Here is a 20,480-nt window from a genome sequence, read left to right as displayed (position 1 = left end):
CGATGAGGGGTGGCGGCAGGTCAGGCCACGCCGAGGTAGGCCTCTTTGACCGCCGGGTCGTGCAGCAGGTCCGCGCCGGTGCCGCTCTTGACGATCCGGCCGGTCTCCAGCACGTACGCCCGGTGGGCCCGGGCCAGCGCCTGCTGGGCGTTCTGCTCGACCAGCAGGACGGTGGTGCCCTGTTGGTTGATCTCGACGATGATGTCGAAGATCTGCTGGATCAGCATCGGCGCCAGACCCATCGAGGGCTCGTCGAGCAGCAGCAGCTTCGGCCGGCTCATCAGCGCCCGGCCGACGGCCAGCATCTGCTGCTCGCCACCGGAGAGGGTACCGCCGTGCTGCTTACGCCGTTCCGCCAGGCGCGGGAAGAGCCCCAGCACCCGGTCCAGGTCCTGCGCGATGCCCGCCCGGTCCCGCCGGGTGTAGGCACCCATGTCCAGGTTCTCCAGCACCGTCATGCCCGGGAAGATCCCCCGGCCCTCCGGCGCCTGGCACAGCCCCCGCCGGACCCGCAGGTCCGCCCGGAGCTTGGTGATGTCCTCGCCGTTGAACCGGATGCTGCCGCTGGCGACCGGCCGGATCCCGGAGATCGCCCGCATCGTGGTCGACTTGCCGGCGCCGTTCGCCCCGATCAGGGCGACGATCTCGCCCTCGTCCACCGTCAGGCTGATGCCGTGCAGCGCCTGGATCCGCCCGTAGAGCAGGCTCACATCGTCGATCTCAAGCAGCATCGTCCGGCACCCCCAGGTACGCCGCGATCACCTTCGGGTTGTCCCGCACCTCGGCGGGGAGTCCCTCGGCGATCTTCTTTCCGAACTCCAGCACCACGATCCGGTCGGTGACCCCCATGACCAGGCGCATGTCGTGCTCGATGAGCAGCACGGTCACGCCGGTGTCCCGGATCTGCCGGATGAGCTGGAGCAGTTCCTCCTTCTCCGCCGGGTTGAAGCCGGCGGCCGGCTCGTCCAGGCAGAGCAGCACCGGGTCGGTGGCCAGCGCGCGGGCGATCTCCAGTCGCCGCTGCTCGCCGTAGGAGAGGTTGCGGGCGAACTCGTGCATCCGCTTGCGGATGCCGACGAACTCCAGCAGGCGCTCGGCCTTCTCGCGGCCCGCGCGCTCCTCCTTCCAGTACCGCGGCAGGCGGAACAGCGCGGAGATGACGCTCGTCTTGTTGTGCGCGTCGGCGCCCACCAGGACGTTCTCCAGCGCCGTCATCTCCGGGAAGAGGCGGATGTTCTGGAACGTCCGCGCCATGCCCGACTTGGTGATCTGGTGCCGCTTCTTGCCGGCGATCTTCTCGCCGCGGAACCGGATCTGCCCCTCGGTGGGCTGGTAGATGCCGGTCATGGCGTTGAAGCAGGTGGTCTTGCCGGCGCCGTTCGGGCCGATCAGACCGAGGATCTCCCCCTTGTACAGGGTGAAGTCCACCTCGTTCAGGGCGACCACGCCGCCGAAACGCAGCGTTACCTTGTCGACCTCCAGCAGCGGCTCCCGGGTGGGCACCGCCTCCACTGCCGGCGCGCCGGCCTGCGCCGGAACGACCGGCGTCTGCTCGGTGTCACTCACCGACGGTCACCTCCTTGCGACGATCCTTGAACTCCGCCGCACGTCGTCGGTTGGGGATCAGACCCTCCGGCCGGAAGATCATCATGACCACCAGCACCAGGCCGAAGAACAGGAACCGGTACTCGTACAGCTCGACGCCGAACAGCTCGATGCCGCGGAACCGCTCGATCATGTACGCCACCAGGCCACCGCCGACGATCGCGCCGACGATGTTGCCGGAGCCACCGAAGATGACCGCGGCCAGGATGATGATCGAGTTCAGCAGCTCGAAGTTCTGCGAGTTGACGAAGTTCTGCTTACCCGCGAAGAGCGCGCCGGCCAGGCCGGCGATCGCGGCGCCCGCGGCGAACGCCCACAGCTTGAACTTGAACGTCGGAACGCCCATGAGCTGCGCGGCGTCCTCGTCCTCCCGGATCGAGATCCAGGCGCGCCCGACCCGGCTGTGGGTCAGGTTCCGCACCCCGATCACCACCAGGATGATCACCGTGAGCACCAGCCAGTAGTACGGCCGGGCGTCGAGCACGCCGAAGAACGGCTTGCCGTCGGCGTACTGGCCGGGCGGGTGCGGGATCTGGTTGAAGCCCCGCTGGCCCTTGAGGAACTCCGAGCTGACCGCACCGATCCGGATCATCTCGGCGAAGCCGAGCGTCACCAGCGCCAGGTAGTCGCCCCGCAGCCGCAGGGTCGGCGTACCGAGCATCACGCCGGAGAGCATCGTCAGGCCGATCGCCACCGGCACCGCCAGCAGCCACGGCCACAGCGTCTTGACGTCGCTGCTCGGCGAGGTCAGCACCGCCACGGTGTACGCGCCGACGGCGAAGAAGCCGAAGTAGCCGAGGTCCAGCAGGCCGGCGAAGCCGACCACGATGTTCAGGCCGACGGCCAGCAGCACGTAGATCGAGACGGTGAACATCACCTGGGTGAAGTTCGCACCGGGGGTCGGGATCGGCCCCAGGTACTGGTAGAACTCCTTGTTCGGCAGCGCGTAGAAGAACACGATCACGGCCGCCAGCAGCGCCCAGCGCACCCAGCGCGGCGCGCCACGCCACCGTTCGCCGGCCGCCTCGCGGCCGGAGCGAACCTTCTCCAAGACGGTCGTCATGCCCGTGCCCTCCCCAGCGACTCACCCAGCAGACCGGTCGGCCGGAACATCAGCAGCACCACCAGCAGCGCGAACGCGGCGAAGTCCTTCCACTCGCTGCCGAACAGGCCGGAGGCGTAGTTCTCCACCACGCCCAGCAGCAGGCCGCCGAGCAGCGCGCCACGCAGGTTGCCGATGCCGCCGAGCACCGCGGCGGTGAACGCCTTGAGGCCGAGCAGGAAGCCGACGCTGTACGTCAGCGTCTGGATCCGCACGTCGTAGAGCAGACCGGCGACGCCGGCCATGCTGCCGCCGGCGATGAAGACCATCAGGATGATCCGGTCCTTGTTCACGCCCATCAGCGCGGCCGTGTTGGCGTCCTGGGCCACCGCCCGGATGCCGCGACCGACCCGGCTGCGGTTGATGAACATGTCCAGCGCGACCATCATCACCAGCGCGGCACCGAGGGTGAGCAACTGCACCGCGTCGATCGGCACGCCGAAGATGTGGAACAGCGGATCCTGGCTGACCAGGATCGGTGCGCCCTCGGGGCGGCGGCGGGTCCAGATGCCGAACGCCTCGGAAATGGCGATGGACGCGCCGATCGCGGTGATCAGGAACGCCAGCGGCGGCGCGTTGCGCTTACGCAGCGGCCGGTACGCCACCCGCTCGATCACCGTCGCCGTGCCGGCGGAGGCGATCGCCGCGACGATCATCGCCACCAGTAGGTAGAACATGATCGAACCGATGCCGCTGACCTGGGAGTTCTGGTCGAGCCCGAAACCGTTCCAGGTCCAGATCGCGGCGAACGCGCCCGCGATGAAGACCTCGGAGTGGGCGAAGTTGATGAGCCTCAGCACGCCGTAGACCAGCGTGTAGCCGAGCGCGACCAGGGCGTAGATCGCGCCCTGCGTCAGGCCGGTCGTCGTGTATGTCCCGAAGTTGGAGAAGAGGTCGTCGAAGTTCAATGAAGGGACGCTCCATCAGGTCTGGAGAGAAAAGTGGGGCGCGGCCGGGAGCACAGCTCCCGGCCGCGCCCGCGATCACCACTCAATCGCCGTAGCAGCGACCGACGTCAGGACTTGGGGATCTCCTGGTCCGGAACGACCTTGCCGCCGACGACCTTGAAGGCCCAGACCTTGACCTGCGCCGGGTCGAGCTCGCCGCCCTCGACGAACTTGTAGCTCGCCGCGACGCCCTCGCCGCTGTAGCCCTTCACGAACTCCAGCAGACCCTCACGGGTGGTCTTGCCCGCCTTGATGCCGGCGAGCAGGATGTTCGCCGCGTCGTACGCCGTGTCGCTGTAGGTGCCCGGGTCGGCGCCGTTGAGCGCCTTGTACTCCTGGACGAAGGTGCCGCGCGCCTCGGCGGCCGGCTGGCACGGGCAGGTGAGGATGGTGCCCTCGGCCGCCGCCGCGCCCGCGGAGGTGATGTACGCGCTGTCGTTCACGCCGTCGCCGGCGACCAGCGGGGCGGTGATCCCGGCAGCGGTGAGCTGCTTGCGGATCAGGCCGGCCTCCTGGTAGTAGCCGCCGTAGAAGATCGCCTTGACGTTGGCGGCCTTGACCTTGGTGACCACGGCCGAGAACTCGACCTGCTTGCCCTCGCCCTGGACCTTGTCCGAGCCGACGACCGCCGGGCCGAGCAGCTTCTTGACCTCGTCGGCCAGGCCGGCGCCGTACGCGGACTGGTCGTCGATGACGTAGACCTTGTCGGCCTTCAGCACGTTCTTGATGTAGTTACCGGCCGCCGGGCCCTGGCTGAAGTCGTTGCCGACCGCGCGGAAGAAGGTCTTCCAGCCCTGCTCCGCCAGGCTGGGGCGGGTCGCGGAGGGGGTGATGGTCACCAGACCGGCCTCGTTGAAGAGCGGGCCGGCGGCCTCCGACTCACCCGAGTAGGCCGGGCCGACGATGCCGAGGATCTTGGTGTCGTCGATGGCCTTCTGGGCCAGCTGCGGGGCCTGGTCCGGGCTGCCCTGCGAGTCCAGCGGAACCAGCTCGACCTTGCAGTCGGCGTTCTCCTTGTTGTACTTGTCCACGGCCAGCTTGACGCCGTTGTTCTCGTTGATGCCGAGCGCCGCCGAGCTGCCGGTCAGCGCCCCGAAGAACGCGATCTTGTTGCCGCAGGCGTCCCCACCGGACGCCGTGTCGTCACTACCGCTGGAGCATGCGGTGCCGCCGGCGACGAGCGCCAGCATGGCGACCCCACCGATAACGCGCGCGAGCTTCTGCCTCAAGGCCCGAACCCTCCTCCGTCCAATGGTCCGAACCACCCGCTGCCTATTGGCCCTTGCGGGGGCGGACGAACCAGACCGTCGTCGCCGGTCTGGGGCCGGACGCTATCCCACCTTTCAGCTGTGACGAAAGCCCCAGGGGAGGGGGTTGACCGAACCGTTACACGCCGTGGCGGATTAGAAACGATCGCTGTAAGAACCGTCGGCGGCGAAAGTCCCGTACCTTCGTTTCGTCGGTAACGGGCCGAGGCCCTCGGACCCGCTACCGATCGACGGAGCCCAGGCCGACTGACCAGGCACGGGAGCCCTCGCCGTCATCGGCCACCAACAGCAGTCGGTCACCCAGCGACGCCACCGCCACTGCGCTGTTCCCAGCATCCGGCACGACGGTCGGCATCGCCATCTCCCGCCACGAATCCCCCGAATCGGCCGAGAGCCACAGTCCGTGACCGTCGCCGTCCCCCGTCACCGCCACCAGGTCCCGCCCCGCCGGCACCAGCGCGTCGACCGAGGAGACGCCCGGACCGGCCGCGCCGAACCCGCCGGCGCGCCGCCACTCGTCACCCGCCAGCCGCCAGGCGGCGAACCCGGCACGCACCGGGCCGACCGCCACCACCGCGCCGCCCGCCGACGCCACCCGCTGCGCCTGGCCGCGACCGTCCGGCGCCGGCAGCGCCACCCGCCGCCAGGCCCGCCCGTCGGCCGAACTCCAGGCCAGGGGCGCCAGCGCCGTCGTACCGGGCGGCAGCACCGCGCCCACCACCCACCAACCCGACGGCGCGGCCACCGCGTCGTACGCGACCGTCCGGCCGCGCCCGTCGCCGGCGAGCTCCGCCACGCCCTCCCGGATGGTGAAGCGCTCGCCGTCCGGCGACGTCCACACCGCCGCCCCGTCGACCCGGGCCCCCGCGATCAGCCAACCGCCGGGCCCCGCCGCCAGGCGCGCCACGCTCACCGCCCGGGGCCCCGCGTACAGCTCGAAGGGCGCCGGGGCCTCCCGCAACGCCCCGCCCGTCGCCTGCGACCACGTGCCCGTGCGCGGGTTGCCGTGCGCGCCACCGTTCTTCGCCCCCAGCGCCGCCAGCCGACCGTCGCGACAGGCCGCCGCGTAGAGCACGTGCTGGCGGCCGTAGAAGCTCGACGCCGCCAGCGGCAGCGCCGACCAGGACACCCCGTCCGCGCTGCTCCAGGCCGCCGGCCTGGTCTCCCCCGCCGCGTCGGCCAGCCCGCCGACCACGTACCACCGGCCGGCGCAGGCCACGGCGTCGCGCAACAGCGCACGACCGGGCGCGCCCTGCGGCGCAGGCAGGGTCAGCGGCTCCCACCCCGGGCGCAGCGGCCCCTCGGCCGGCCCGCTCGGTGCCCGGTCGCAGCCGGTCGGCAGCAGCACCGCGAGCAGAGCGAGCGCCGCCACCAGCCGCCGGGTCCACATGGATCAGATGCTATCGATCGACTGGCCCCGCGAGGAGCCCGACGGGGCTCCCGGCGTGTCGCGCCGGCCCCCCGGCGCCGGGTCACGCGGTGGGCTGCGCGACCTCGCCGCCGGCGGTCTCCGCGAGGATCCGCTCGGCGACCTCCTTCATGGTCATCCGGTGGTCCATCGCCGTGCGCTGGATCCACTTGAACGCCTGCGGCTCGGTCATCCCGTAGGTCGTCATGAGCGCACCCTTGGCGCGCTCGACCGTCTTGCGGATCTCCAGCCGGTCGGTCAGCCCGGCGACCTCCGCCTCCAGGGCGGCCAGCTCGGAGTAGCGGGACAGCGCGATCTCCACCGCCGGCACCAGGTCGCTCTTCTGGAACGGCTTCACGAGGTACGCCATCGCGCCGGCCGCGCGGGCCCGCTCCACCAGGTCGCGCTGGCTGAACGCGGTCAGGATGATCACCGGGGCGATCCGGGCGCCGGCGATCCGCTCGGCGGCGGCCAACCCGTCCATGATCGGCATCTTGATGTCGAGGATGACCAGATCCGGCTTGAGCTCCTCGGCGAGCCGGACGGCGGTCTCGCCGTCACCGGCCTCGCCGACGACCTCGTAGCCCTCCTCGACGAGCATCTCGGCGAGGTCCAGCCGGATGAGCGCCTCGTCCTCGGCGATCAGAACGCGCCTGCGCTCGACGTCCGTCTGCGTGTCGGCCACGAGCCACTCCCACAAGTCTGCGCTCGACACCCGCGGTGCCGGGTGTCGCCCCCCTTAGCGTAGTGGGTAGTCTGTCAGGGCCGAATCGTGGAACGCCCTCGTAGCCCAACCGGCAGCAGGCAATGGACTCAAAATCCATACAGTGTGGGTTCGAATCCCACCGAGGGCACCAGAACCGTCGCACGCATGTTCGATGCCGGCGGTGCGCACCCACCCGAGATTCGCGCTAGCGCCCGGCGCCTGCGCCTCTCCGGGGCGAGCATCGCCGACACCGCCCAGGACGTCGGCCTCTCCTATCGCCGCAGCGGTCTGCCGGTGGTCCGTCGGGAGGCGGTCGCGGCCTCGACCGCCACGTCGGCCCGCAGTCCTGACCAGACGGTGGAGGGTCAGCCGAGTACGGCGAGCGCCCGCGCCAGGTCCGTGCGCAGGTCCTCCGGGTCCTCCAGGCCCACGGAGACGCGCAACAGGCCGCCGCACGGCTTCGCCTCGCCCTCCACGGGCCGGTGGGTCAGCGACGCCGGGTGCTGGACGAGGGTGTCCACGCCGCCCAGCGACACCGCGTGGGTGATCAGGCGGCAGGAGTTCGCCACGGCCGCCGCGGCGGGAGCGCCGCCGCGTACCTCGAAGGCGAGGAGGCTGCCGGGGCCGCTCATCTGCCGTCCGACGAGCCCGGCGGGGTCGTGCAGCGACGGGTGGTGCACCCGCGCGACGGCCGGGTGGCTGGCGAGCCAGGCGGCGAGCTTCTCGGCGCCGGCCTGCTGGGCGCGGACCCGGACCGGCAGGGTCTGCAGGCCGCGGTGCAGCAGGTAGGCGCCGAGCGGGTGCAGGATCGCGCCGGTGAGCGCGCGGACCTGGCGCAGGCGGGCGGCCCAGTCGGCGTCGCAGGCGACCACTCCGGCGAGGACGTCGCCGTGTCCGCCGATGCTCTTGGTGGCGCTGTGCAGCACGAGGGCGGCGCCGTGCCGGGCGGGCTGCTGGAGCACGGGGGTGGCGACGGTGTTGTCGACCAGCAGCGGGACGTCTCCGGCGGCCCGGGCGAGGGCGGCGATGTCGACCAGGTCGAGGGTGGGGTTGGCCGGGGTCTCGGCGATGACCAGGGCGGTGTCGGGGCGAACGGCGGCGGCGACCTCGTCCGCGCGGGCCCAGGTGACGGTGGTGCCGAGCAGGCCGGTGGCGAGGACGTGGTCGGTGCCGCCGTAGAGGGGGCGGACGGCGACGAGGTGCCGCCGGCCGTCGCGGGTGGCCGCGAGCACGGCGGCGGTGAGGGCGGCCATGCCGCTGGCGAAGGCGACGGCGTCGGTGCTGCTCTCGAGTTCGGCCAGGGCGGTCTCGAAGCGGGCGACGGTGGGATTCCACAGTCGCTGGTAGACGGCGCTGCCGCCGGCGGGGAGGGTGCCGCCGGTGGCGAGGGCCTCGTACGCGTCGCCGCCGGCGTCGACCGACGGCAGCGGGTTGGTGGTGGAGAAATCGATGGGCGGCACGTGGACGCCGAGGGCGGCGAGGTCGTCGCGGCCGGCGTGCACGGCTCTGGTGTCCACGGTCGTCATGCGGGAAGGATCGAACATGTCGGTGAGTGGAGGCAACACTTCCGAAGATGATTCGGCCGCGACGCTTGGATAGGTGCTGCGATTCGGTAGAGGATGTCCCCATGCCCCTTGCGACGAATGATGTGCGGCGGTTCACGGACCTGGACGACACCGACCGGGCCATCCTGTCGGAGCTGGCCGCCGACGGCCGGCTGCCCAACAACGCGCTCGCCGAGCGGGTCGGGGTGGCCCCCTCGACGTGCCTGACCCGTACCCGGGCCCTGCGCGAGCGCGGGGCGATCCGCGGCTTCCACGCGGAGGTGGACCCGGCGGCGGTCGGGCTGCCGTTGCAGGCCCTGGTCTCGGTGCGGTTGACCGCGCACGAACGGGCGTCGGTGGACGCCTTCCGGGCCCGCTCGGTGCGGCTGCCGGGGGTGGTGGCGGTGTTCCACGTGGCGGGCGCCGAGGACTACGTGCTGCACGTGCGGGCCGCGTCGGCGGACGCGCTGCGCGACTTCGTGCTGGACCATCTGGCCGTGGACCCGGCGGTGCGGCACACCCAGACCAGCCTGATCTTCGAGCAGGCACGCGGCATGGGCTGAACACGCGAGCGGCCGGGGCCGCGCCGCGTGGGCCCGCCCGCCTCGGGGAACAAATCCGAGGTGGGAGGGGTTGTCCGGTGGCGTGATCAACGTACCGCTGTCTGTTCTCGATCTTGCCCCGGTCGCGGCCGGCGCCACCGCCGGCGCGGCCCTGCGGCACACCACCGAGCTGGCCCGGCGCACGGAGGAGCTGGGATACCACCGGTTCTGGGTGGCCGAGCACCACAACATGCCGGCGATCGCGAGTTCCGCCCCGGCCGTGCTGCTGGCGCACCTGGCGGCGCACACGTCGACGATCCGGCTGGGCTCGGGCGGGGTGATGCTGCCCAACCACGCGCCGCTGGTGGTGGCGGAGCAGTTCGGCACGCTGGAGGCGCTGCACCCGGGCCGGATCGACCTGGGCATCGGCCGCGCCCCGGGCACCGACCAGGTGACGGCGCTGGCGCTGCGCCGGACGATGGAGGGGCTGTCGGCGGAGGGCTTCCCCCGGGAGCTGGCGGACCTGATGAACTACTTCAGCGGCGAGCGGCCCGGGCCGATCACCGCGACCCCCGGGCTCGGCGAGCAGCCGGCGGTCTGGCTGCTCGGGTCCAGCGGGTTCAGCGCCCAGCTGGCCGGGCTGCTGGGCCTGCCCTTCTCCTTCGCGCACCACTTCAGCGCGCAGAACACGGTGCCCGCGCTGGCGCTCTACCGGCAGAACTTCCGGCCGTCGCGGTGGCTGAGCGAGCCGTACGCGATGGTGGCGGTCAACGCGGTCTGCGCGGACACCGACGAGCGGGCGGAGTGGCTGGCGGGGCCGGCGGCGCTGTCGTTCCTGCGGTTGCGCTCGGGGCGGCCGGAGCCCCTGTCGACGCCGGACGAGGCGGCGGCGTACCCGTACACCGAGGCCGAGCGGGAGTTCGTGCGGCAGCGCCGGGAGGGGCAGGCGACGGGCTCGCCGGAGACGGTCCGCCGGCAGCTCGGCGAGCTGCTGGCGCGCACGGGCGCGGACGAGCTGATGCTGACCACGCTGGTGTACGACGTGGCCGACCGGGTGCGCTCCTACGAGCTGGTCGCCGAGCGGGTGGCCGACGGCCTGCGCCGGAAGGGCTGAAACACGATCTTCATGTCGGCGTCACCGGGGCGACGCGTGGCCCGCCTAGGTTTGTCCCCGGTGGTGGTACGGCATTCCCGGTCGGGACGGGTCGGGGATGCCGCGGTGTGGGGCACCGGGCCGCAGCTGTGCGGATTCCGCGGCTGCGGCCCGGTGCCTGCTCATTCCCGTGCCCGCCCGGGGACGCCCGACGGGGCGCCGGCGCGCCGTCCGCGAGCCTCGACCCGGGGCTCCCCCGCCCTGGCCTGCCCTTTCCCTGGGCCCCCCGCCCCGGCCCGCCTTGCCACCGGGGCGGATCCTTGATCGACTCAGGGTGTGGCTGAGCACATGACCCCGGACGAGTTCCGACGCGCCGGGCACGCGGTGGTGGACTGGATCGCCGACTACTGGGCCACCCTGGGGCAGCGGCCGGTGACGTCGCGGGAGGCGCCCGGGGCGGTGGCCGCCCGGCTGCCGGCCGGCCCACCCGAGCACGGCGAGCCGGTGGAGGCCGTCCTCGCCGACCTGGACACGCTGGTGACCCCCGGGCTGACCCACTGGCAGCACCCCGGCTTCTTCGGCTATTTCCCGGCCAACACGTCCGGGCCGAGCGTCCTGGGCGACCTGGTCAGCGCCGGGCTGGGCGTGCAGGGCATGCTCTGGGCGACCGGGCCGGCGTGCACCGAGCTGGAGACGGTGCTGCTGGACTGGCTCGCCGAGCTGCTGGAGCTGCCGAAGCGGTTCCGCTCCGGCTCCGGTGGCGGCGGCGTGATCCAGGACTCGGCGTCCTCGGCGACGCTGGTGGCGACCCTGGTCGCGCTGCACCGGGCCGGCGGCGGCCGGTGGCGCGAGGTCGGCGTCGACCGCCGCTACCGCGCCTACGCCTCGACCCAGGGCCACTCGTCCATCGAGAAGGCGGCGCGCATCGCGGGGCTGGGCGCCGACGGCGTACGACCGGTGGAGGTCGACGCGGAGACGCAGGCGATGTCCCCGGCGGCGCTGCGCGCGGCCATCGAGGCGGACCTGGCCGCCGGGGTGGTCCCGGCGATCGTGGTGGCGACCGTCGGCACCACCTCCACCACCGCGATCGACCCGCTGCCGGAGATCGGCGCGATCTGCGCCGAATACGGGGTCTTCCTGCACGTCGACGCCGCGTACGCGGGGGCGGCGGCGGTCTGCCCGGAGCTGCGCTTCGGCCACGTCGGCCTGGAGTACGCCGACTCGTACTGCTTCGACCCGCACAAGTGGCTGCTCACCGGCTTCGACTGCGACGCGTTCTGGGTGGCCGACCCGGCCGAGCTGATCGAGGCGCTGAGCGTCCTGCCGGAGTACCTGCGCAACGCCGCCTCCGAGTCCGGCGCGGTGATCGACTACCGGGACTGGCAGGTGCCGCTGGGTCGCCGGTTCCGGGCGTTGAAGCTCTGGTTCGTGCTGCGCTGGTACGGCGCCGAGGGGCTGCGGGCGCACATCCGCTCCGGCGTCGCGCTCGCCGCCCGCTTCGCCGACCTGGTGCGCGCCGACGAGCGGTTCACGCTGGTGGGGGCGCACCCCTACTCGCTGGTGTGCTTCCGGGCGCGGGCGGACGACGAGGTCAACGCGGAGCTGCTGGCCCGGGTCAACGCCGGCGGGCGGGTGCACCTGACGCACACCCGGGTGAACGGCCGGTACACGCTGCGGTTGGCCGTCGGCTCGCCGCAGACCACCGAGGCCCACGTGGACGAGGCGTTCAGCCTGCTCGCCGACGCCGCGACCGCCCTGCTACCCCGCTGACCGCCCCCGCCACCCGCCCGTAGCCGCTCACGTCCGCGGGCGGTCGAGCGGGCGAGCCGCCGGGGGGGGCGGGTGGGCGGCTCCGGGGGTCAGCGACGGTCGGGCGCCCCCACCGTCGCCGGCTCGGCGGGCAGTCGCGCCGGCGCGGGCAGCGGGTCGGCGACGTCGGCGGCCGACGCCGGCAGCGGGTGGGGCGCGCCGGCCGCGAGAGCCGCGGCGACGCCGGCCCCCTCCCGGCGGGTGCGCAACAGCGCCCGGACGGCCAGCGTGAGGGCGGCGGCCCAGGCGAGGGCCAGCAGGACGTAGACGGCAGGTCGGGCCGGGCCGCCGAGCTCGGCCGAGCGCATCAGCGTCCGGGCGTTGGTCAGCACGATCACGCCGCCGATCGCCGCGCCGAGCAGCTGGGCGGGGACGACGCGCACCAGCCAGGCCGCGACGGGCGCGGCGACCAGGCCGCCGATGAGCAGCGCGGCGACCATCGGCAGCAGGAAGCCCTCGGAGCCGAGGCCGATGAGGAAGCCGAGACTGGCGGCACCGGCGACCACGAACTCCGAGGTGTCCACCGAGCCGATCACCTTGCGCGGCTCCATCCGCCCGCTGACCAGCAGGGCGGGCGTGGCGACCGGTCCCCACCCGCCGCCGCCGGTGGCGTCGACGAAGCCGGCGACGAGACCGAGCGGGCCGAGGAAGCGGCCGCGCAGCCGGCCGCCGCGCCGGTCGGTGCGCAGCGGCCGGGAGAAGCGCACCAGCAGGTACGCGCCGAGCGTGAACAGGATGCCGGCCATCCACGGCGCGGCCGACTCGGTGGAGATCGAGCTGAGGAACGTCGCGCCGGCGAACGCGCCCACGGCGCCGGGGAGGGCGATGCGGGTGACGACCCGCCAGTCGACGTTGCCGAAGCGCCAGTGCGACACCCCGGCCGCGAGCGTGGTGCCGATCTCGGCCAGGTGCACCGAGGCCGACGCGGCGGCCGGCGCCACGCCGACGAGGAGCAGCAGCGTGGAGGAGGTGAGCCCGTACGCCATGCCCAGCGCCCCGTCGACGAGTTGCGCCGCGAGCCCGACCAGCGCGAGTACCAGCAGCTTGCGCACGAGCGCCCCCCGACTTTTCGGCATCTCCTATCGACTTGGTCGACAATGCGGCACGGGGCGGGCCGCGGTCAAGCCTCCACCCGGTCCGTGAGACGACAGTCCGCCTCGGACGTGCGGCGGAACCGGGCGGGCCGGGCCGCCGGGACGGCCGAGCGGCGGCGGGAGGCGCGGCGAGAGCGGGCCCGGTGAGGCGGACGCCGCGTGCCGGGAGGGCCGGAGGCGGGTCGGCTCCGGAGGTCCGTCAGCTCCAGGCGCGGGGGTCGGCGGCCAGCTCGACGACCCGGCCCGGCAGGGTGCCGCCGGCGACGTCGGCGACGGTGACCAGCTCCAGGATCTCGCGCTCGCTGGCCCGCAGGGCGATCCAGACCTCCTGGAGGGACCGGGCGGCGCCGTGGTAGCCGAGGTCCTCGGGCCGCTGCCCGCGGACGTGCGCGAGCGGGCCGTCGATCACCCGGATCACGTCGGCCAACGAGATCTCCCCCGCCGGCCGGGCCAGCCAGTAGCCGCCCTCCGGGCCGCGCTGGGCCTGCACGATGCCGCCCCGGCGCAGTTGCAGCAGGATGCTCTCCAGGAACTTCGGCGGAATCTCCTGGGCGCGGGCGATCTGGTCGGCGGTCACGGGCCGCCCTCGCCCGGCCCCGGCGTCGACGGTCACCGAGGCGAGCTCGGCGACCGCGCGGAGGGCGTAGTCGACCCGGGCGGAGAGACGCATGCCGGCAAGGTTAGCGGCCCGGGCACCCCGCCCGGCCGATCACCCCTCGGCCGACCGGCCGAAGACGATGCGTGGACCGCCGCTCAGTCGCCGACCCGGCGCAGCAGCCCTTCCTGCACCGCGCTGGCGACGTGCCGCCCGTCGACGGTGAACATGCGGCCGGTGGCGAGCCCCCGCGCGCCGGAGGCCGACGGGCTCCAGCAGTCGTAGAGGAACCACTCGTCGGCGCGGCACGGCCGATGGAACCAGAGCGCGTGGTCGAGGCTGGCCCCGACCACGCCGCCCGGGCCCCAGACCTCGCCGTGCACCGAGAGCACCGAGTCGAGCAGCGTCAGGTCGGAGGCGTACGTCAGGGCGCAGGCGTGCAGCAGCGGGTCGTCGGGCAGCTTGCCGTCGATGCGCATCCAGACCCGCTGGTGCGGGTCGGCGGGGCGGTCGCCGGGGCGTACCCAGCCGGGCTCGCCGACGTAGCGGACGTCGATCGGGCGCGGGATCTGCGCCCAGATGCCGAGCCGCTCCGGGTAGCGGGCGAGGCGGTCGGTCATCGTCGGGACCTCGTCCGGCCCCGGCACGTCGGGCGGGGTGGGCGCCTGGTGGTCCAGGCCCTCCTCCGCCCGCTGGAACGACGCCGACATGAAGAAGATCGGCTTGTCGTGCTGGAGCGCCACCGAGCGGCGCACCGAGAACGAGCGGCCGTCGCGGACGTTCTCCACCTCGTAGGCGATCGGCTCGGCCGGGTCGCCGGGCCGTACGAAGTAGCCGTGCAGCGAGTGCACGAAGCGGGCCGGGTCGACGGTGCGGCCGGCGGCCACCAGCGCCTGGCCGGCGACCTGGCCGCCGTACACCCGCTGGGGGCCGACCTGGGGGCTCATCCCGCGGAAGGTCATCCCGCCGGTGTGCTCCAGGTCGAGCACCTCCAGGAGCTGGTCGACCGCGGCCTGCCCGACCGCGACGTCCGCGTCGCTCACTGCAGGGCCCGCGCGGACGCCGCGTCGACCAGCGATCCGAGCTGGTGTACGCGCAGCGTGTTGGTCGAGCCCGGGGTGCCGGGCGGGCTGCCGGCGACGATGACCACGTAGTCGCCCGGGTTGGCCCGGTCGAGCCCGAGCAGCGCCTGGTCGACCTGGCGGAACATGTCGTCGGTGTGCTCGACGAACGGCATCAGGAACGTCTCCACACCCCAGGAGAGGGCGAGCTGGTGGCGCACCTCGGGCACCGGCGTGAAGGCGAGCAGCGGCAGGTCGCAGTGCAGCCGGGAGAGCCGCCGCACGGTGTCGCCGGTCTGCGAGAAGGCGACCAGGGCCTTCGCGCCGATGGCCCGGGCGATCGAGGACGCGGCGACGGTCAGCGCCCCGCCGTGCGTACGCGGGTCGTGCTGCAGGCGCGGCACCCCGATCGAGCCGGACTCGGTGGTGGTGACGATCTTCGCCATGGTGCTGACGGTGAGCACCGGGTACTTGCCGACGCTCGTCTCGCCGGAGAGCATCACCGCGTCGGCGCCGTCGAGCACGGCGTTGGCCACGTCGGAGGCCTCGGCGCGGGTCGGCCGCGAATTCTCGATCATCGAGTCGAGCATCTGGGTGGCCACGATGACCGGCTTGGCGTTCTCCCGGCAGAGCTGCACGGCGCGCTTCTGCACCAGCGGGACCTGGTCGAGCGGCAGCTCGACGCCGAGGTCGCCGCGGGCGACCATGACGCCGTCGAAGGCCAGCACGATCTGCTCCAGGCAGTCGACCGCCTCGGGCTTCTCCACCTTGGCCAGCACCGGCCGGTGTACGCCCTCCTCGGCCATGATGTTGTGCACCAGCTTGATGTCGTCCGCCGAGCGGACGAAGGAGAGCGCGATCAGGTCCACGCCCAGGCCGAGCGCGAAACGCAGGTCCTCGGCGTCCTTGTCGGACATCGCCGGCACGCTGACCGCCACGTTCGGCAGCGAGACGCCCTTGTTGTTGGAGACGGGGCCGCCCTCGGTGACCAGGCAGCGGATGTCGTTGCCGGTGACGTCGGTGACCTCGACGGCGACCCGGCCGTCGTCGATCAGCAGCCGGTCGCCCGGCTTGACCTCCTGCGGAAGCTTGCGGTAGGTGCAGGAGACCCGCTCCTTGCTGCCGAGGACGTCGTCGCCGGTGATCACGACCGAGTCGCCGGTGCGCCACTCGTGGGGGCCGTCGGCGAACCGGCCGAGCCGGATCTTCGGGCCCTGGAGGTCGGCGAGCACCGCCACCGGCCGGCCGGCCGCCTCGGAGGCCTCGCGGACCAGCCGGTACACCGCCTCGTGGTCTTCGTGGCTGCCGTGGCTGAAGTTGAGCCGGGCCACGTTCATGCCGGCCTCGACGAGGCCGCGGATGCGCTCCGGCGACGAGGTGGCGGGACCAAGAGTGCAGACGATCTTCGCGCGGCGTGTCACGCCCATCAGGCTAGTCTCTCCTCCGGGTCGGGCGCTCTGGGCCGACCCCTTGCGGAATGCGGAACATTGTCCAACGACGCGCGGCGTGCGCGCAGCCGGCGGGCGGAACCCACGCCGGAACGTCGAGGCGGCGGGCATCGGCGACCGCGCGCCGGAATCGTACGCCCCCGGCGCTACCGGGCACCCGCAGGGCCGGAGCCGCCCGGTCGGCGTCACGGCGGCGCGCGGACGGCCGCGGCGGCACCGCGCGGCGGGGCGGCGGAGCGGCCGGGGCGGTGGCCACCGGAACGGGGATACGACTCAGCTCTGCGTCTTGACCAGCGGAAACTCCAGGGAACCCGCCGGGCAGAGGAAGGTCATCACGTCCACCCGGTAGAGCCCGGCCTGCACGGCCGGGTCGGCCTGCATCACGCTGCGCACGTCGTCCACCGAGCCGGTGCGGGCCAGGCCGAAGCCGATGGGCGGGTCGGGCTCGCGGGCCGGGCCGTCCACCGAGCCCGCCACCAGGATGATTCCCCGCCGTTGCAGGGCCTGCATGTGCGCGAGGTGCTCGGCCTGCAACCGCTGCACCGTCTCCGCCGGCAGCGCCCGCCCGGCCGCGCCGGGATAGAGCACGATGCACTCGTACGTGTCGAGCGCGAAGTCGACCTGCGGCACTCCCGTCATGGCGCTCCCTCCCGCGTGGCGCCGTACGCGGCGACTGGTGGTCGACGCCGAGCCGGCACGGGCCCAGCGTCCCACGGGCGGCCGACCGGCACGGGCGCTCCGGCCAACTTCGTCCGCCCCCGGCCCACGCCGGGCGCCGACGCCCCCTCCGTACCGGTCGCGCCCGGTCCCGGCGGCGCGACGGTGATCCCGGTCTCGATCCGTCCCGGTGACGGTGCTCCCGGCGCCGGCTGGGAACCCCGTGCGGTGGTGGCTGGATCGGCCGCCCGGGACCAGCGACAGGATGGGGAGTCCACGCATGACGAACGACGCCGGCAGGCAGCCCGCGAAGGCCTCGGGCACGTACCTGATCGGGGGCGACCTCCGGGTCGACCGGCTCGGCTACGGGGCGATGCAGCTCACCGGCCCCGGCGTGTGGGGCGACCCGAAGGACCCGGCGGAGGCCGTGCGGGTGCTGCGCCGGGCGTACGAGCTGGGCGTCACGTTCGTCGACACGGCCGACTCGTACGGCCCCTTCGTCAGCGAGACGCTGATCCGGCAGGCGCTGCACCCGTACGCCGACGACCTGGTCATCGCTACCAAGGCCGGCCTGACCCGCTCCGGACCGGGCGACTGGCGGCCGGTGGGGCGCCCGGAGTACCTGCGCCAGCAGTGCGAGCTGAGCCTGCGGCACCTCGGCCTGGACTGCATCGGGCTCTACCAGCTGCACCGGATCGACCCGCGGGTGCCGCTGGCGGACCAGCTTGGCGAGCTGGCGCTGCTGCGACAGGAGGGCAAGATCCGGCACATCGGCCTCTCCGAGGTCAGCGTCGAGCAGATCGAGGCGGCCCGGAGCATCGCCCCGATCGCCTCCGTGCAGAACCTCTACAACCTGGCCGAACGGGGCGCGGAGGACGTCCTGGAGCACTGCGAGCGCAACGACCTGGCCTTCATCCCCTGGTACCCGATCGCCACCGGGGACCTGGCCCGCCCGGGCGGCCCGCTGGACGCGATCAGCACCGGGCACGGCGCGACGCCGGCGCAGCTCGCCCTCGCCTGGCTGCTGCGCCGCTCGCCGGTGATGCTGCCGATCCCGGGCACGTCGTCGGTCGCGCACCTGGAGGAGAACGTCGCCGCCGCCGAGGTGCGGCTCACCGACGACGAGTACGAGGCCCTGGCCAAGGCCGCCTGACGTGCCGTGGGGGCGGGCGGCGCCCGGCCGCCCGCCCCGCCCGCTACAAGGCGAGGCAGTTCGGGCGGATCGCCTCCCCGCGCAGCGCCTGCCGCACGACGGAGTACGTGGTGCCGTCCAGGACGAGACCGAGGTGACCGACCGCGCGCAGCGGGCAGGCGGCCTGGATCAGCACGTTGGTCGCGCCGTCGGCCAGCGTGGCGTTGCCGACCGGGCGGACCAGCTCGTCCTGCCACGTCCGTACGGTGGTCCAGCGGAGCGCGCCGGGGGCGTCGTCGCCGGCGTTGAGGTCGGCGAGGAAGTCCGAGCCGATGGACATCTGCTGGCAGGCGACGACTCCGGCGCAGCTGCCGAGCCCGACGACGCGCAGGATGTTGGCCACGTAGGTGCCCTGCTGGGGGCTGCCGAGGCTGACGTAGCGCCCGACGGCGTCCGCGCCGCCGAGGAACTTGACGTACCAGCGGGAGACCAGGCCCCCTTCGGAGTGGCCGACCAGGTCCACCTGGGCGGCCCCGGTGACCGACCGGACCTGGTCCACGAATCCGGCGAAGGCGCGGGCGGAGTCGCGGATGTCACCGAGGCCGAGCCCCGGCAACTGGTAGACGAAGACCCGGTGACCGTCGGCGCGCAGCCGCGCGGCGATCGGCTCGTACGCGATGGAGACGCCGATCAGGCCGCCGACGACGATGACGGGATTGCCGGTGGCGGCCGGGGCAGCGGCCGGGGCGGGGGCGGGACGGTCGGAGGCGGGACGGTCGGGGGCGGCCGTCGCGGCGGCGGCCGGCACGAGCAGCGCGGCGACGGCGGTGGCGACGACAGTGATCTTTCGGAGCAGCATGGCTGCACCTCCGGCGGGAGGTACCCGGGGGGCCGGGGACGGCGGGCGGGGGGTCCGATCGATCGTGGGAAGATGATGATGTCCGTGATCCACCGCCGTCAATGACAAGTTACGAGCCGGTAACCTCTTGTCGCGCCGGGCGCGCAAACCGGCAATCCCGGCCCGCGCCGTCCACGAGGGACGGTGCCCCACGTCGGTCCGGGCGCGGTGGCATGCTGTGACCCGTGCCCCCGACGCCGCCCCGCGAAGAGCCGCTGCGGGTGATGCCGTGGTGGCTGGTGCTCGTCGGCCTGCTGCTCGCCGCGCTGCTCGGCTGGCTGGTGCTCGACTGGCTGCTCGGCGAGGCCGACCGGGCCACCCAGCCGGACACCCGCGCCACGCTGCGCATCGACGCCATCCGCACCGGGCTCACGGTGGTGGCCGGCACCGGCGGCGGGCTCGCGCTGCTGCTCGCCGCCCGGCGACAGTGGATCGGCGAACGCGCCCAGCGGCACCAGGAGTCCGTCGCCGCGCAGGACCAGGCGCACCGCGAACGCGTGCAGGCGCACGCGGAGCAGGTCGCCGAGGCCGGCCAGCGGCACCAGGAACGACAGGCCGGGGCGGCCGAGCACGACGCCGCCGAGCGCCGGCTGACCGAGCTGTACACCGGCGCCGTCGAACTGCTCGGCAACGACAACGCGGCCGTACGCCTGGGCGGCCTGCACGCCCTGGAACGGCTCGGGCAGGACAATCCCGCGCAGCGCGAGACGATCGTGGCGGTGCTCTGCGCGTACCTGCGGATGCCGGCGGCCGAGGACGACGCGCGCGAGGCGGAGGTGCGCCGCACCGCGCAGCGGGTCCTGACCCGGCACCTGCGCGCGGACGACGACGCCTTCTGGCCCGGGGTCAGGCTGGACCTGACCGGCGCCCGGCTCGACGGGTTCGACGCCGCCGGCTGCACCCTGGTCGACGCGGACCTCACCGGCGCGGTCTGCGCCGGCACCACCAGCCTGGCCGGCGCGACGGTGGGCGGGCGGCTCTCCCTCGGCGCGACCTTCGCCGACCTGATCTGCGACGACCTGCGCGGCGAGGCCGAGATCGTCCTCGACGACGTCCGGATCACCGGCGGGGTCAGCTTCGAGCGGGCCGACCTCGCGGGCGGGCTGTCGTGCCGGCAGGCCACCATCGCCCGGGCCTCCTTCCGCGGCGCCACGTTCCACCGGCCGGCGAGCTTCGACGCGGCCCGCTTCACCGACAGCGCCACCTTCCGCGAGGCGGTCTTCCTGGGCGGGGTCTCGATGGACCACGCCGCGTTCACCGGCCACGCCGGGTTCCGGCAGGCCCGCTTCGCGGACCTGGCCCTGTTCCGGTGGACGAGGTTCGGCGAGGAGACCTGGTTCGAGCGGGCCCGCTTCGAGGGGGCGGCGAACTTCGGCCGGGCCCGCTTCCCCGGCCCGGTCACCTTCGACGGGGCGACGTTCGCCCGCCGGCCCCTGGTCGACCAGGCGCGGGCGTCGGCCGCCGGCCCGCACGTCTGGCCCGAGGGCACCACCGTCGCCCCGCTCGACGACGACTGGCTGCTGCTCACCGACCCCTGACCGTCGCGGTGCGGCGGGCCCCTCGTCGGCACC

Annotated in this window: 19 protein-coding genes and 1 tRNA gene; 6 read left to right on the top strand and 14 right to left on the bottom strand. The window is 73.5% G+C overall.

The genetic code is table 11. The annotated features are described in order from the left end of the window. Positions 1–20: 20 nt before the first annotated feature. The 7 genes from V6V16_RS09385 to V6V16_RS09355 all read right to left on the bottom strand — a co-directional run bounded on the left by V6V16_RS09385 (position 21) and on the right by V6V16_RS09355 (position 7,015). Entirely contained in the window at positions 21–731 is a 711-nt protein-coding gene (locus tag V6V16_RS09385) for an ABC transporter ATP-binding protein (protein ID WP_334561444.1), read from the bottom strand. Beyond that, entirely contained in the window at positions 721–1,566 is an 846-nt protein-coding gene (locus V6V16_RS09380; protein ID WP_442934056.1) for an ABC transporter ATP-binding protein, read from the bottom strand. The genes V6V16_RS09385 and V6V16_RS09380 overlap by 11 nt, the downstream gene beginning before the upstream one ends. Further along, positions 1,559–2,668: a branched-chain amino acid ABC transporter permease gene (locus tag V6V16_RS09375; RefSeq protein ID WP_334561443.1), complete on the bottom strand. Its 1,110-nt coding sequence runs from the start codon at positions 2,666–2,668 to the stop codon at positions 1,559–1,561. The genes V6V16_RS09380 and V6V16_RS09375 overlap by 8 nt, the downstream gene beginning before the upstream one ends. Beyond that, entirely contained in the window at positions 2,665–3,615 is a 951-nt protein-coding gene (locus V6V16_RS09370) for a branched-chain amino acid ABC transporter permease (RefSeq protein WP_334561442.1), read from the bottom strand. The genes V6V16_RS09375 and V6V16_RS09370 overlap by 4 nt, the downstream gene beginning before the upstream one ends. Before the next feature lie 107 nt (positions 3,616–3,722). After that, a complete protein-coding gene (locus tag V6V16_RS09365) occupies positions 3,723–4,883 on the bottom strand; it encodes a branched-chain amino acid ABC transporter substrate-binding protein (RefSeq protein WP_334561440.1) in 1,161 nt (386 codons plus the stop codon). Between the two features lie 259 nt (positions 4,884–5,142). Further along, positions 5,143–6,312, bottom strand: coding sequence for a hypothetical protein (locus V6V16_RS09360; RefSeq protein ID WP_334561438.1), 1,170 nt, complete (start codon positions 6,310–6,312; stop codon positions 5,143–5,145). A gap of 82 nt (positions 6,313–6,394) precedes the next feature. After that, positions 6,395–7,015 (bottom strand): ANTAR domain-containing response regulator, encoded by a 621-nt coding sequence (locus V6V16_RS09355; RefSeq protein ID WP_334561437.1) that lies wholly within the window; start codon positions 7,013–7,015, stop codon positions 6,395–6,397. Between the two features lie 94 nt (positions 7,016–7,109). Here V6V16_RS09355 and V6V16_RS09350 point away from each other — a divergent pair. After that, positions 7,110–7,187: transfer RNA gene (locus V6V16_RS09350), tRNA-Leu, on the top strand. A 214-nt stretch (positions 7,188–7,401) separates the two neighbouring features. Here V6V16_RS09350 and V6V16_RS09345 read toward each other — a convergent pair. Beyond that, positions 7,402–8,580, bottom strand: coding sequence for a trans-sulfuration enzyme family protein (locus tag V6V16_RS09345; protein WP_334561435.1), 1,179 nt, complete (start codon positions 8,578–8,580; stop codon positions 7,402–7,404). An 83-nt stretch (positions 8,581–8,663) separates the two neighbouring features. Here V6V16_RS09345 and V6V16_RS09340 point away from each other — a divergent pair, with 83 nt between their 5' ends. The 3 genes from V6V16_RS09340 (at position 8,664) to V6V16_RS09330 (ending at position 11,985) form a co-directional block, all read left to right on the top strand. After that, complete coding sequence (locus tag V6V16_RS09340; RefSeq protein WP_334561434.1) at positions 8,664–9,143, top strand: Lrp/AsnC family transcriptional regulator; 480 nt, start codon at positions 8,664–8,666, stop codon at positions 9,141–9,143. An 82-nt stretch (positions 9,144–9,225) separates the two neighbouring features. After that, positions 9,226–10,236: an LLM class flavin-dependent oxidoreductase gene (locus tag V6V16_RS09335; RefSeq protein WP_334561433.1), complete on the top strand. Its 1,011-nt coding sequence runs from the start codon at positions 9,226–9,228 to the stop codon at positions 10,234–10,236. A gap of 315 nt (positions 10,237–10,551) precedes the next feature. Beyond that, positions 10,552–11,985 (top strand): pyridoxal phosphate-dependent decarboxylase family protein, encoded by a 1,434-nt coding sequence (locus tag V6V16_RS09330; RefSeq protein ID WP_334561432.1) that lies wholly within the window; start codon positions 10,552–10,554, stop codon positions 11,983–11,985. 89 nt (positions 11,986–12,074) lie between these two features. Here the strand turns inward: V6V16_RS09330 and V6V16_RS09325 are convergent, their stop codons facing one another. From V6V16_RS09325 to V6V16_RS09305, 5 genes are all read right to left on the bottom strand, one after another. Next, entirely contained in the window at positions 12,075–13,076 is a 1,002-nt protein-coding gene (locus V6V16_RS09325) for a sulfite exporter TauE/SafE family protein (protein WP_334561431.1), read from the bottom strand. Between the two features lie 241 nt (positions 13,077–13,317). Further along, entirely contained in the window at positions 13,318–13,788 is a 471-nt protein-coding gene (locus tag V6V16_RS09320) for an RrF2 family transcriptional regulator (RefSeq protein ID WP_334561430.1), read from the bottom strand. A gap of 83 nt (positions 13,789–13,871) precedes the next feature. Continuing rightward, on the bottom strand, positions 13,872–14,756 hold the full coding sequence (locus V6V16_RS09315) for an acyl-CoA thioesterase (protein ID WP_334561429.1): 885 nt from the start codon (positions 14,754–14,756) through the stop codon (positions 13,872–13,874). Continuing rightward, positions 14,753–16,201, bottom strand: a complete 1,449-nt coding sequence (gene pyk / locus V6V16_RS09310) for a pyruvate kinase (RefSeq protein WP_334561427.1) — start codon at positions 16,199–16,201, stop codon at positions 14,753–14,755. Before pyk ends, V6V16_RS09315 begins: the two co-directional genes overlap by 4 nt. A 294-nt stretch (positions 16,202–16,495) precedes the next feature. Further along, on the bottom strand, positions 16,496–16,861 hold the full coding sequence (locus tag V6V16_RS09305; protein ID WP_334561426.1) for a YciI family protein: 366 nt from the start codon (positions 16,859–16,861) through the stop codon (positions 16,496–16,498). 298 nt (positions 16,862–17,159) lie between these two features. On the opposite strand from V6V16_RS09305, the gene V6V16_RS09300 reads away from it, so the two are divergent. Beyond that, positions 17,160–18,032 (top strand): aldo/keto reductase, encoded by an 873-nt coding sequence (locus tag V6V16_RS09300; RefSeq protein ID WP_442934055.1) that lies wholly within the window; start codon positions 17,160–17,162, stop codon positions 18,030–18,032. A gap of 43 nt (positions 18,033–18,075) precedes the next feature. Here V6V16_RS09300 and V6V16_RS09295 read toward each other — a convergent pair whose 3' ends face one another. Continuing rightward, entirely contained in the window at positions 18,076–18,870 is a 795-nt protein-coding gene (locus tag V6V16_RS09295) for a lipase family alpha/beta hydrolase (protein WP_334561424.1), read from the bottom strand. Between the two features lie 224 nt (positions 18,871–19,094). On the opposite strand from V6V16_RS09295, the gene V6V16_RS09290 reads away from it, so the two are divergent. Then, a complete protein-coding gene (locus tag V6V16_RS09290; protein ID WP_334561423.1) occupies positions 19,095–20,447 on the top strand; it encodes a pentapeptide repeat-containing protein in 1,353 nt (450 codons plus the stop codon). Positions 20,448–20,480: the final 33 nt, after the last annotated feature.

Origin of the sequence: Micromonospora sp. CPCC 205561 (assembly GCF_036906775.1) — a bacterium.
In the GTDB taxonomy this organism is placed as follows: domain Bacteria; phylum Actinomycetota; class Actinomycetes; order Mycobacteriales; family Micromonosporaceae; genus Micromonospora.
The sequence above is the reverse complement of the archived record's forward strand: the minus strand, read 5'-3'. Positions and strand labels throughout refer to the sequence as shown.

Bases quoted from the DNA above. Each gene is read 5' to 3' on its own strand.
- V6V16_RS09385 (WP_334561444.1), bottom strand. From the start codon at position 731: ATGCTGCTTGAGATCGACGATGTGAGCCTGCTCTACGGGCGGATCCAG.
- V6V16_RS09360 (WP_334561438.1), bottom strand. From the start codon at position 6,312: ATGTGGACCCGGCGGCTGGTGGCGGCGCTCGCTCTGCTCGCGGTGCTG.
- V6V16_RS09300 (WP_442934055.1), top strand. From the start codon at position 17,160: ATGACGAACGACGCCGGCAGGCAGCCCGCGAAGGCCTCGGGCACGTAC.
- V6V16_RS09345 (WP_334561435.1), bottom strand. From the start codon at position 8,580: ATGTTCGATCCTTCCCGCATGACGACCGTGGACACCAGAGCCGTGCAC.
- V6V16_RS09340 (WP_334561434.1), top strand. From the start codon at position 8,664: ATGCCCCTTGCGACGAATGATGTGCGGCGGTTCACGGACCTGGACGAC.
- pyk (WP_334561427.1), bottom strand. From the start codon at position 16,201: ATGGGCGTGACACGCCGCGCGAAGATCGTCTGCACTCTTGGTCCCGCC.
- V6V16_RS09295 (WP_334561424.1), bottom strand. From the start codon at position 18,870: ATGCTGCTCCGAAAGATCACTGTCGTCGCCACCGCCGTCGCCGCGCTG.
- V6V16_RS09320 (WP_334561430.1), bottom strand. From the start codon at position 13,788: ATGCGTCTCTCCGCCCGGGTCGACTACGCCCTCCGCGCGGTCGCCGAG.
- V6V16_RS09375 (WP_334561443.1), bottom strand. From the start codon at position 2,668: ATGACGACCGTCTTGGAGAAGGTTCGCTCCGGCCGCGAGGCGGCCGGC.
- V6V16_RS09305 (WP_334561426.1), bottom strand. From the start codon at position 16,861: ATGACGGGAGTGCCGCAGGTCGACTTCGCGCTCGACACGTACGAGTGC.